The following is a 12,973-nucleotide window of genomic DNA, read 5'->3' on the forward strand; positions in this document are numbered from 1 at the left end:
GTAAACAGTAAACAGTAAACAGTGAAAAGACAGTAGGAAACTTCTATTTAATACTGCTCACTTAAAACTCAAATCTGATAACTGATAACTGATAACTGATAACTGATAACTGTCTCCTATCTCGACTAGCAAATTAATTTTGCACGACTACTTATATTTAAAGGCACTAAATTATTTTGAAATCTCGCTCTAGTTATTGGAACCTCATTCCCTATCTCCGTCCCCAAACCCAAACAATTATTTTGGCGTTTATCTGTACGATCGGATTTACGGTATTTTGGCCGATTTTAGCTTGGTTAGCCGGACAAATGGCCAGATATATCGGTGAGGGAAATGTGCAAGCATTGGCGACACTTTCGGGGGTGGGGGCAGTGGTTTTTTTACTGCGGGGAATGTCTCAGTATGGGCAAGATTCCCTGATGGCAAAAGCTTCTTTAAAAATTGCCCTAGAATTGAGAAAAAAAGTTTATGCACACCTGCAAACCCTCGGCTTAAATTACTTTGAAACGGCAAAAACTGGTGATTTATCCTATCGTTTAACGGAAGATATTGATCGCATTGGGGAAGTAATTAACAAATTTTTCCATGATTTTATTCCCTCAGCTTTGCAGTTAATTGTCGTCTTTGCCTATATGTTTATTGTTAACTGGCAATTGACGATCGCTGTCATTATTATCGCTCCTTTGTTAGGGGTTTTGGTGGGATTTTTTGGCGAAAAATTATTACAATACGCTCGTCGCGCCCAAGCGAAAATATCTAATATTTCTGCGTTATTAACCGAAGTTTTTAGCGGTATTCGTGTGGTGCAAGCTTTCGCTGCTGAAGATTATCAAACCGAGCTTTTTGCCCAAGAAGCGGAGGAAAATCGCCGCGCGCAATACCTATCAGAATCCACCAAAGCTTTACAATACGTCGTGGTGGGATTCTTACAAGCTCTCGGTGTCATCTTTTTATTCTTTCTCGCTGGTTGGCAAATTTCCCAAAAGAATTTAACTGGAATTGACTTTGTTAGTTATGTGGCAGCAGTGGCAATGTTAATCGATCCCATCGCCCATATTACCAGTAATTATAATCAATTTAAACAGGGTCAAGCCTCCATGGATCGGATTTTTGAATTGTTAGCTATTTTGCCAACAATTACCGAAAAACCGAATGCGATCAATCTGCAACCCCACAGCAAAGAAGTTGAATATTGTCAAGTAAATTTTTCTTACAATGAGGACAGACAGGTTTTAAAAAATATTAATTTTACTGCACACGCTGGGGAAATGATTGCTTTAGTGGGAGCATCGGGAGCGGGAAAAACCACTTTAGTTAATCTTTTATTGCGTTTTTATGACCCCACTTCCGGCAATATTTTAATCGATGGGGTGGATATTCGTGATGTGACTTTAAAAAGTCTCCGGCGACAAATTGGCGTAGTTTTACAGGAAAATATTCTCTTTTCTGGCACTATAGCCCAAAATATCGCTTTTGGCCAGGGAGATTTTAATCTGCAAGAGGTGGAAAAAGCGGCAAAAATTGCCAACGCTCATCAATTTATCGGTGAACTTTCCCAGGGTTACTATACCTATGTGGGAGAAAGGGGTGTTAATTTATCGGGTGGACAAAGACAAAGAATCGCCATCGCGCGAGCAGTTTTATCTAATCCGAGAATTTTAATCTTAGATGAAGCGACTTCCGCGCTCGATTCGGAATCGGAAGCTTTAGTGCAGGAAGCTTTAGAAAGAATTATGACGGAGCGCACGGTATTTGTTATTGCTCACCGATTAGCAACTGTCAGAAAAGCTAACCGTATTTTAGTCTTAGAAAAGGGTGAAATTATCGAGGTGGGTAATCACGAGGAGTTATTAAATCTTAATGGTCGTTACGCTCAATTTCATGCTAGACAATTTCAAGATTAATCTATTTGGCCTTAGGGAATGGGGGTGTATCTCTAGAATTGGGCCTTCCCGTCGGGGGACGAAGCGCCTCCCCCGAACCCCCCGCGCATTAGTTTTTCGGTGGGATGCTTACACGCAGTTGTTCATATATTTGTACTAATTTAAGAATCACCGATATAGCAGTTATCTTAATGGTGAGGTAGGAAGTTTTCGTTTTGGGGAGTCCGTCGCCGAATTAGGTTAGACTTCATCTTTAGGGAAAGCGCTGTAAATATCCAGACAGAATTAATTATACATATTTTTCCGTTCCCTGTTCCGGGTTCTCTCTTTCCAGACTGTAAATTTAATTTTGTCCAACTACTTAGGGTTTTTTTCGGGGAATTCCTCGCAAGGCTAAAACATCATCAAGGGTGGAACAATAGTTTTTTAAACCAAAATCAGCAGGAGTATAGGTTTTAAAGTGGGTGAAGTGACGATAATTCATCGCAAAACGATCCCATGGTTCCATCTGCAAGTTAAAAACTTTGATAAAAAAGTTAGCAATGGTTAAGGATAAAGGAATGCGAAAATAGATTTTTTTGTTTAAATAAGTACAGATTTCCTCCACTGCTTGGTTAGCTGTTGTGCGTTGATTGCCTAGGACAATTTTGCTTTCTGGTGCGGGATTTTCGATTAAATAATTCACCACTTGAGCTATATCTTTGGCATGGATAAAATGAAAACTGCCATCAGCTTGAAACCAACGCACTAAACCGATATATTTCAACACATCCGGTAAACCGCCATAGATATGAGAATAGGGTTTATTTTCGTCACCACCTAAGACAAAAGTGGGGTATAAAGTGATAATTTTATCGGCAATTTCTAGGTCAGCAAATTTACTATAACAAATATATTTAGTGCGGATATAATTAGTTCCTATTTCCCCAGCTTCGGGCAAAGGTTGATTATTTTGATTGAGAATGCTGGCAGTAGAAAAGTAGAGGACTTTATCGCAGATTTGAGCATCTAAATAACTAATTAATTCCAGGGTTTTTACCACATTAATCTGATAACTTTCCTCCTCTCCTCCCCAACTGGTAGCGATTAAAATCGCCCTATTCATTGTTTTTAAAAGATCAGCATATACCCCAATATTTTGCATATCGCCTAAAAGTATATGAACATTTGATCGCCCTTGGTAAGTAAATTTTAACTTCTCTGGATTACGCAATAAAAAATATAATTCATAGTCGGGATTTTCCAGTAAAATCTCGGCGATATAATGCCCAATACAGCCACTCACACCCGTTAGAAATATCTTTTTCATTACTTTAATTGATACGGCAGAATTTAGGGGACAGTTTGAAAGTAAAAAGTCAAAAAGGGTGTTGTGTGTTGGGGTTTTAGGGTTTTAGGGTTTTGGGGTTTTAAGTAGTCGTGCAAAATAAATTTCTTAGTGAAGAAAGGCAAAAGGCAAGAGACAAGAGGCAAGGAGGGGGTTAGATATGTGTAATTAATTTTGCTTAGGTACTTAGGGTTTTAGGGTTTTAGGGTTTTAGTTGAATTCCCCCATTTCCCCATTTCCCCATTTTCCCATTCCCCCATTTCCCAATTTCCCAATTTCCCCATTCCCTGTTCCCTGAGTAACTTTATTGATAACTAAATCCTTTAGCGGTTTCAAAGAAGAAACGCACGTTATCTTCAGGAGTTCCCACCAAAACACCATGACCTAAATTAAGAATATGACCTTGATTACCTGCTTTACGAATAGTATCAATAATCCGCTCGCGAATAAAAGACTGGGAACCGAATAAAACCCCCGGATCGATATTACCTTGAACCATCATCGATTTACCTAAACGCTGTCTCGCTTCAGCCAGATCCACGGTCCAATCGACGCTAATAATATCAACCCCCGATTTAGCCATTCTTTCCAAAACGCCGGCGCTGCCACTAATGTAGAGAATTAACGGTGTATCGGGATGGGTTTCTTTCACCAAACGAACTACTTTTTGTTGATAGGGTAAGGCAAAAACATCGTAATCTTGGGGAGTTAATTGACCCGCCCAAGAATCGAACATTTGTACCACTTGCGCCCCACAATCAATTTGATAACGGACATAAGTGGCGATCATATCCGCTAATTTATCTAAAAATTGGTGTAGTACCGAAGGTTCCGAAAAAGCCATCCCTTTAATCACAGAATAACTTTTAGAACCTTTCCCTTCCACTGCATAGGCTGCTAAAGTCCAAGGCGCTCCGACAAAACCGAGGACAGTGGATTTGTTTCCCACCTCTTGACGTAGGGTTTTTAAAATCGTTTTGATAAAAGGTAAAGACTGATCGGGATCGAGGGGATTAAGTTGGTCCACCTGCGCTTGAGTACGAATGGGAGAATCGATGATCGGCCCCTTACTTTCGATAATATCAAAGGGAATACCGATTCCCGCTAGGGGAGTGAGAATATCGGAGAACATGATCACCCCATCCGGTTGAAAAGCGCGCCAGGGTTGCAGGGAGATTTCGATCGCTAGAGCTGCATTTTCCGATCTTTCCCGAAAACTGGGGTATTTATCCCGCAATTCTCGATAAATCTGCATATAACGTCCTGCTTGTCTCATCATCCACACGGGAGGACGGGGTAAGATTTCTCCTTTGGCAGCGCGTAATAAATAAGGTATTTCAGGGGAGTCAGTCATATCACGATGATTATTCTATTGCCTTTTCTACGGTATCATCCCCCGTACAGCTAATTTTTCTAGTTTTTCCTAAAGAATTGTTAACGAAAGTTATCCCCCCACCCTGGGATGAACTCGACGCAATCGTAAAGCATTCATCACCACGGAAAGGGAACTTAAAGCCATGGCAGCACCGGCAATAATCGGATTGAGCAGAAAAGGATAGAGGACTCCGGCAGCGATGGGAATGGCAATCAGGTTATAAATAAAAGCAAAAAAGAGATTTTCTTTGATATTTCGCATTGTTGCCCGACTTAACTCAATAGCAGTCACAATTCCCTGTAAATCTCCTGAAATTAAGGTTATATCGCTTGCTGCGATCGCTACATCGGTCCCCGTGCCAATGGCAATACCTAAGTCCGCTTGCGCCAATGCGATCGCATCATTGATGCCATCTCCAACCATGGCGACAATTTTCCCTTTTTTCTGCAAATATTCGATTTTTTCGGCTTTTTGTTGGGGACGGAGTGCGGCAAAAAAGCGCCGGATACCCAACTCGCTGGCGATCGCTTCTGCGGTTTCGAGGTTGTCCCCCGTCATCATCATCACCTCTAAGCCCATTTTTTTGAGCTTGGCGACCACTGAAGAAGAAAAAGGTTTTAAAACGTCGGAAATGGCGAGCAACCCCTCTAAATGCCCGTTAACCGCTATCCAAACCACGGTTTTTTTCTGCCATTCCCAATCGTGGGCGACTTTTTTAAGAACTTTTGTTTCAATCCCTTGACTTTCTATCCATTGTTGTGTAGCGATTTGCACTAAATCCGACCCGACTTTTCCCTGCACCCCTGACCCAGTTATTGAGTCAAATTCGGTTACTTCTAGGGTTTTAATGGCGTTTAACCGCCCATATTTAACTATTGCTTCTCCTAGCGGGTGTTCAGAATGATTCTCCACCGACACGACTAACTGCAGCAGCGATAATTCCCGTCCATCCCCCACCCCTTCGCGAGTCAAGAAGTCCGTCACCGTTGGTTTACCCTGGGTGAGAGTTCCGGTTTTATCTAGAACAATAGTAGTAATGCCATGGGCTAATTCTAAACTTTCGGCATTTTTAATTAAAATTCCCTGTTTTGCTCCCTGTCCTGTTCCCACCATAATCGAGGTGGGTGTAGCTAATCCTAGGGCGCAGGGACAAGCGATAATTAAGACTTCCACCATTGTAATCAAAGCGAGGGTGAGATTACCCGTGCGGAGAATCCAAAACAAGAAAGTTATTACCGCAATAATCATCACCACCGGCACAAAATAAGCGGTCACTCGATCGGCTAATCTTTGTATAGGTGCTTTTGATGCTTGCGCGGTTTGCACTAATCGGACAATCTGAGCTAAAACCGTATCTTTTCCCACTCGTAACGCTTGCATTTGTAGGCTACCGGTTTTATTAATTGTCGCTCCGATTACCTGTTGATTGACGGTTTTTCGCACGGGTAAACTTTCCCCCGTCACCATCGATTCATCAATGCTAGAACTGCCTTGGATAATTATGCCATCGACGGGAATTTTTTCCCCCGGACGCACTAAAATTATATCTCCTACTTTTACCTCTTCGATCGGTAGATCTAGCGTCTGTTCTTCCCTAATCACCCTAGCAGTTTTTGCCTGTAATCCCATTAATTGTTTAATAGCGGCGGCCGTTTCTTTTCTGGCACGTTTTTCGAGGAAACGACCGAGTAAAATCAGAGTAATGACGATAGCTGATGCTTCGTAATAGACATGGGAATCAAACCCCTGTTTTTCGATAAAATCGCTCCCGAAGGTTGAAAACAAGGAATAAAAATAGGCGGCACTGGTTCCCAAAACTACTAAAGTGTCCATGGTGGCAGTGCGATTTTTAAAGGCTTTCCAAGCATTTTTATAAAAACTTTGACCGCACCAAAATTGGACGGGAGTAGCGAGAATTAATTGTAATAAGGGAGCGTGTAACCAGTGGGGAATAAAAGATAGAGATAAACCCGTCATCATCGGCAAAGAACCGATAAAAAGTATAATACTAATAACAATAGCGATCGATAGTTGGGTGAGAAGTTCTTTTTCTGGCCTGGATTCGAGATTAATTTCCGTTATCGGTGTAGCTTGGAAACCAGCATCCCTAACTTTTGCTTGAATAGTGTTAAGATCGGTACGCTTGGGATCATAGTCCACATCCACCTGTTCCATGCCAAAATTAACTTGACATCGAATCACTCCGGGGATAGATTTAATTATCCGTTCGATCGAATCAGCACAACCAGCGCAACTCATCCCGGCGAGTTTGAGAGTTTGATGGGTCATAATTTTAATAGCAGCGAAAGTCAGCAACAAAATCCCCTGCAGCAGAGTTATATCTTTAGGATAAAATATTACCCCAGCTGCAGGGTCAAGAATTCTTTGTTAATTTTTCTGAATAGATATGAAGAAATGTCAAAAAGAGTGCTTATATTTTCCTAACACACCCTTAATTTTTATGGACAAACCCTAATTAGGGTCTGCTGAAAAAGTTTTTCGGTGGGGGTTGGGGGTTGGGGGTTGGGGGTTGGGGTGTGGGGTGTGGGGTTTTACCCATTTTCAGGTGGTCAATTACCTAATTTTCAGGGAAAACCTTGTTGGATAAGGTTTTTAGATTTATTCAGCAAACCCTAATTAACCCCACTCTGTTGTGTATCTTGACCCTGCACAGCGTCGGCAGCGGAAACACCATCACCCTGAAAACCAAAATACCATAAAGCAGCGGCAGCTTCAGCGCGAGTTACTGGTCTTTTTGGCTGAAATAGGGTAGTAAAACCAAAAACTCGCCGAATATTAGCTTGTTCAGCATTTTGAAAATCGGCATAAAGAGCGCGCACCAGCTGCGGGTTAATTTTATTAGTATCCTGAAAACCCCAAGTATTTTTAATCGTATCAAGATTGGCGCTCGGTAAAGCTTTTCTGATATCTAATGGCACTTTCCACGCGATTAAATCTTCCCGGGTTAAAGGAGCATTGGGACGGAATAAAAGGGTGCTACTATCTCCCGTTAAAGGAGAGGGAATTAACCCCGCTTCCGCTAATCCTTGAATATAAATATAATCGGAATCGTTATTTTTCACATCACTAAAAGCGGGGGAACTATTGGGAGTAGCTAAACGGATTTGTTTACCCGCTACATTAGCATAAATGGCATTATTAGCCTGTAACAACCAGCGGGCAAATTCTCGGCGCGTTATTGTATCATTAGGGTTAAACTGATTGTTATTGCCTGTTAATACTCCTAATCTAGCTAAGTCTTGAATGTGGCTCTTTAAGGGATTAGGTAAGGATTCGAGATCGTTAAAACTGGTGGGATTAAGATTGGGTAAGGGGGAAGAAATAGGGGAGGGACTAGGGGAGGGACTAGGGGACACAATTGGGGTTCCTATTGGACGATAATCGAGGCTATATTCGGTATTGGGAGAAGTGGCAGTTATGGTGATAGTTAATTCTAAATTATCTCGACGGGCCGTTAGGGTACTATTGACTCCTTCCCCAGAAAAGGGAGTGATAATTTCCCAATTATTATTAACTAATTCCTGTTGATAAAAAGCCTCGATCGCATTGCTGGGATCGTTGGATTGCCAACGGGTTTGTCCACCAGTATTATCAGGATTTGTCTGCACGGATAATAATTCTGATTGACTATATCGAGGAATTTCTGCGGGAAAATTTGCGGGTAATTGCTTGTTATTAGGAGAGTTTTCCGGTATGGGATTTGTTTGTAGATTAGGATCAGCAGCCAGACGATTTTCTAGGTCAGGATTGCCACTACAGGCTGCTAAAATGCCCAGCAGGGTGATAATTGTACTGTAGCGAATAAACTTACTCACGGTCTTTACCAATATTGTTTCCTTAGCTTTATCCTAGCTTATTTATCCGGGGTTTTGACTAGGGAAAATTTTGTGCCACCATTGACGTAATTTACCCAGTAGAAATCCTCCTAACCCTTTTGTGTATTTTTCAAATTTGTAGTAAAATAAAATGTCGATTATATCCTGTGTGGCAAGATACTTGAGATAAGATACTCCTTGATCGATACGCGCATCACTATATTCTAAATAAACTTTGCGACTGAGGCGATCGGATAAATTCCATTTTGGTTGAAAATATTCTTGCATCCGCTGTTGATAAGGGGTAAAACTACTCGATTTTCCCTGTAAATATTCTTCCATGTATTGACAAGCAATTTCGGCTCCTTTCATAGCGTGTCTAATTCCCTCCCCTCCTAAAGCATTGATAGTTGAAACTGCATCACCTATGGCGATAATATTTGGTTTTTTATAGTAAATATCTTGCAGTCCAGAGGAATATTCCACGATGGAACCGTGTTGCTCTACTAGCTCGTAATTATCTAACTTTATGTAGTCTTTGAGTATCTGGATAATATAACTTTTTAAAGACTTAACTTCAGAAATATAAGGATGTTCTCCCTCTAACCAAGCGGCTCCTATTTTTAATTGCTGATTATCCATAGGAAAAATCCAAGCATAACCTTTAGGACTCCATTTATGACCGAGAAAAAATACTAAATTATCTTGATATTTTTGATAAAATTGTTCTGGTACTGTAATTAAATATTCAATGCCAACTGCTTTTAAAAAATCAGGTTTTTCTCGTCTATGTTTATACATAACTGCTCTAGCGTATCCCGTGGCATCAACCAATAAACGAGTAGTAACTGTCTCGATTTCCTCGCCTTTTGATTTCAAGAAAACAGTTAGCTTATCCTCCATCTGTTGATATTTCAGATAACGACAACCTAAACGAACTTCTCCCCCCCAACGCAGCACTTCTGTGGCTAAAAACTCTCGCAATTTGGCAAAATCAAAAACTACCCCTAAAGGTTGCGGTGATGACCAAAAATGATGTATGCTAGTGGAGATAATTTCGATATTTTTCCAAAACCTAGCCACTACGGTTTCGGGGAGATTGAATTGTTCTAAAATTTCTAGGGGAGAAGCGGCACTAGAAAAGTTATTATCTTGCCAACTAGAATGTTGTTCCACCAAAAGAACACGATAACCTTTTTCACTTAATAATCTACCACAGTGACCTCCCGCCGGTCCCCCCCCAATAATTACGACATCATAATCCATGATTTACTGCCTCGCCTAATCTTGCTAACTTGCTTTCATTTTACCCTAAATCGCCCTCTGTTAAACCCCAAACTTATGAAACTGTTGTGCATCTAAATTTGATACTCTTTTTGACCTGTTCCCTATTCCCTCATCGAAAGCCGACTAGCTTATGACATTTTTATTATTCTTAGTTACTTTCCTATCGCTAATAATTTGGTTATATTTAATCTTAGCCAGGGGACAATTTTGGCTATCTAACCAAAAAATTAATCCTGTCACTTCTACCTTAACAAATTATCCAAAAGTCTCGGCAATTATCCCCGCACGAAACGAAGCCGACGTTTTACCTATCAGTTTAACTTCCCTCTTTAACCAAGATTATCAAGGAGAATTTTCGATTATTTTAATTGACGATCAAAGTAGTGATGGTACGGGGAAAGTTGCTCAAAAAATTGCTGATCAATCTCATAAATCTGGCCAGATAACTATTATTTATGGACAACCTTTAGAGATAGGATGGACGGGTAAATTATGGGCAATGAAACAGGGAATAAAAGAGGCTACCGAGAAATTCGCTCCCGATTATTTTCTGTTCACCGATGCTGATATTGCCCACGCAGCAGATAATTTAACCCAATTAGTCACTAAAGCAGTACAAGAAAAACAAGCTTTAGTTTCCCTGATGGTGCTGCTAAACTGTGACAGTTTTTGGGAAAAATTCCTCATTCCTGCTTTTGTTTTTTTCTTCGAGAAACTCTATCCTTTTCCCCTAGTTAATAACCCTAATTCCCCGATAGCAGCCGCCGCTGGGGGCTGCATTTTAATTCGCCGAGATATCCTAGAAAAAATTGGCGGTATTGAGATTCTTAAACAAGCTTTAATTGATGATTGTTCTTTGGCGATCGCAGTTAAAAAATATCTACAAAATCACCCCGAAAATCCTGAGAAATCCATCTGGTTAGGATTAACAGAAACCACCTATAGTCTCCGTCCCTATCCCGATTTAGCCAGCATTTGGAATATGGTAGCCCGCACCGCCTTTACACAACTTAATTACTCAACACTTTGGTTAATCGGGACAATTTTCGGGATGTTTTTAACCTATTTAGCCGCCCCCTTGGGCTTAATCTGGGGATTGGCATTAAAACAAACATCAATTATCATAATTAGCACCATCACCTTATTACTAATTGCCCTCTCCTATAGCCCGACTTTAAGACTATATAAATTATCGCCCCTGCGGGCTTTAACTTTACCCCTAATTGCCCTCTTTTATAGTGTAATGACCATCGATTCTGCCCTGCGTTATTGGCGCGGTCAAGGGGGAGGTTGGAAAGGGCGAGTTTATCCTAATTAGGGATTGCTGAATAATGGTAAAACCCTTTTAAAATAGGGTTATAGATAAGAACTCTTGCAAATTAATTATACCGCACAGAAAACGGGTTTCTCCGAGAAACCCGTTTTCTGCTCATGCAATAGGTGTGGTGCGTTACTTGCAACAAGGAAATAATTCCTAATTTAAGGAAGTCCAAGACAATAAAACGCCCCCCAGTAACGATAATCCTGAAAAGGCACTGCATCGGGAGCAAAATCGTCAAGCCACTTGATCAATTCGCTGATTTTTTGATAATTGGCCCCAGCAGCATCGGTGTTGGGGTCTTGGGCGCGGCGCAGTTGTTGCCAAGTCTGGAAAGCCTGCTTCAAATCGGCATCTAAACGGTCCCGCCAGTCTTTTTGGCAAGTCTCCCGCAACGCTTGGCGAGCCTGATGTAGAGCCGTTAAGCGTTCCTCTCCGGCCCGCCGTGCGCGATGGTACTCCCGCGAAAACAGCGTTGTGGCTAGGTCAGTCACGGCCCAATGACTACTGATCACACTTCGAGCGCCCCCTAGCAGAAAGCCTGTACCTAAGCTGAGGGGTTCGTCCAGTAATTCCCGTCGCAGGTTTCCTTCCTCATCTCGGAAACTGGCAAAACTGAGACCAGTTTCACAACAGGAGAGAAACACTTCCGACAATTCCGGAAAGCGCCACGAGGGACTAATTAAATCGCGCAAGGTGACTTTTTGCTCCCCGTCTAGGACGAGGTGGGAGTTGAGAGGATCATCGGGGCGACTGGTGGCGTGGTGGCTGGAAAGTAGGGCTTGCACTTGTTTGAGCAGTTGCAGATAAGAGTCGGGGGTGACTGTGCGCCCCTGTAGCCGCCGTTGGCGAGGCACATTCCAGGTTTGGGCGACCCACTCACACTCTAGGGGAGTATAGGGCAAATCCTCTGTGGTGTTTTCCACAATCCCCAGGGTGTCGGGAGTCGGTTGCGATCGCTCTTGGCACAGTCCCAGAATTTTGGTACTGGGGACAAACTGAAGGCGAAAGCGATCGCCCAGGAGTTGTCCTTCGGCGGTGGGTAGAAGGTCGAAGGGAATTTGGTGCAGAAAGAGGTGGGGAATCAGGATTAATTCAGTGATGCCCTGGAGGTGCTGTTGGATGAGGGTATCGAATTGCAGGCGGGTTGCCAATTCTTGCAGACGAGCGGCCATAGCTTGGTGCCACTCCTCCCGACGCTGCTGGCGGGATTGGGCGGTCTCTGCTTGATTAATCGCAATGTAGGGGTTAACCCAGTTTTCGACCAGCCAGTTTTGCAGGTCGTTGGCGGACTCCGGGGGATTGGGAATAGTGTGGCAGTTGACCGATTCCCCGCCATCCCGGGAGGGGCGACGCAGGACAAAGATGTGGGTATGGGTGGCGGTGGTGTAGAAGCTGAGGAGGGCGGTCTGGGGAGAGGGGAGCAGCGCCATTAACTCATCGAGGCGAGGTTGGGGTTGGGGTTGCTGAAGTTGGGCGGTAATGGCATCAAAGCGGTAGAGAGCTTCCCAGGCTTGACGTTCAGCGGCTTCGGCGGCGAGGAGTTGTTCAGAGGCAAAGCTAGCGCGGGTGTTGCGGCTTAGTGCAGGGGTCAAGGATGGTTTATCGTCTTTGGACAGTTCAGGACGGTCTTGAGCGAGTTGGGATTTGCTGCGGCGGCTGTCCTGAAGTTGCTGATACCAGGCTTGTATTTCTGGGGGGATGCGCCCATCGGCGTAGAGGTCGCTGATGGCGATTAGGTCGGCAAGGCGTTTGGAGCGGGAACGTTCGACGGTTCGCAGCGCCAGGGAGAGGTCGCCCTGGTTAACGGCCGCTTGGATCAGGTTTTCTTGACATCCTCGCCGCCGTAAAACGGACGGCGATTCCTCACCACGCCACTTTTTTAGGGTGGTCGCTGAATGGGGTTGACGCTTCACCGAAAAACGCTTAATTGCTTAAGTCTGACAC

Annotated in this window: 8 protein-coding genes; 2 read left to right on the plus strand and 6 right to left on the minus strand. The window is 42.9% G+C overall.

Features of this window, described 5'->3' with window-relative positions:
* The first annotated feature begins 176 nt into the window (after window positions 1-176).
* Entirely contained in the window at window positions 177-1,904 is a 1,728-nt protein-coding gene (locus EWV84_RS10680; RefSeq protein ID WP_287077986.1) for an ABC transporter ATP-binding protein, read from the plus strand.
* 340 nt (window positions 1,905-2,244) lie between these two features.
* Here EWV84_RS10680 and EWV84_RS10685 read toward each other — a convergent pair whose 3' ends face one another.
* The 5 genes from EWV84_RS10685 to EWV84_RS10705 form a co-directional block, all read right to left on the minus strand.
* Window positions 2,245-3,192 carry an NAD-dependent epimerase/dehydratase family protein gene (locus tag EWV84_RS10685; protein WP_287077987.1) on the minus strand — a complete coding sequence of 316 codons (948 nt, stop codon included), beginning with the start codon at window positions 3,190-3,192 and terminating at the stop codon, window positions 2,245-2,247.
* A 322-nt stretch (window positions 3,193-3,514) separates the two neighbouring features.
* Window positions 3,515-4,564 carry a uroporphyrinogen decarboxylase gene (gene hemE, locus EWV84_RS10690; protein WP_287077988.1) on the minus strand — a complete coding sequence of 350 codons (1,050 nt, stop codon included), beginning with the start codon at window positions 4,562-4,564 and terminating at the stop codon, window positions 3,515-3,517.
* 90 nt (window positions 4,565-4,654) lie between these two features.
* Window positions 4,655-6,874, minus strand: coding sequence for a heavy metal translocating P-type ATPase (locus EWV84_RS10695; RefSeq protein WP_287077989.1), 2,220 nt, complete (start codon window positions 6,872-6,874; stop codon window positions 4,655-4,657).
* A gap of 344 nt (window positions 6,875-7,218) precedes the next feature.
* Window positions 7,219-8,433, minus strand: coding sequence for an S-layer homology domain-containing protein (locus tag EWV84_RS10700; protein ID WP_287077990.1), 1,215 nt, complete (start codon window positions 8,431-8,433; stop codon window positions 7,219-7,221).
* A gap of 30 nt (window positions 8,434-8,463) precedes the next feature.
* On the minus strand, window positions 8,464-9,687 hold the full coding sequence (locus EWV84_RS10705) for an NAD(P)/FAD-dependent oxidoreductase (protein ID WP_287077991.1): 1,224 nt from the start codon (window positions 9,685-9,687) through the stop codon (window positions 8,464-8,466).
* A 151-nt stretch (window positions 9,688-9,838) separates the two neighbouring features.
* Here EWV84_RS10705 and EWV84_RS10710 point away from each other — a divergent pair, with 151 nt between their 5' ends.
* On the plus strand, window positions 9,839-11,026 hold the full coding sequence (locus tag EWV84_RS10710) for a glycosyltransferase (protein ID WP_287077992.1): 1,188 nt from the start codon (window positions 9,839-9,841) through the stop codon (window positions 11,024-11,026).
* A gap of 161 nt (window positions 11,027-11,187) precedes the next feature.
* Here EWV84_RS10710 and EWV84_RS10715 read toward each other — a convergent pair whose 3' ends face one another.
* Window positions 11,188-12,942 carry a CHAT domain-containing protein gene (locus tag EWV84_RS10715; RefSeq protein ID WP_287077993.1) on the minus strand — a complete coding sequence of 585 codons (1,755 nt, stop codon included), beginning with the start codon at window positions 12,940-12,942 and terminating at the stop codon, window positions 11,188-11,190.
* Window positions 12,943-12,973: the final 31 nt, after the last annotated feature.

The organism is Microcystis sp. M_QC_C_20170808_M3Col (assembly GCF_007095505.1).
In the GTDB taxonomy this organism is placed as follows: domain Bacteria; phylum Cyanobacteriota; class Cyanobacteriia; order Cyanobacteriales; family Microcystaceae; genus Microcystis.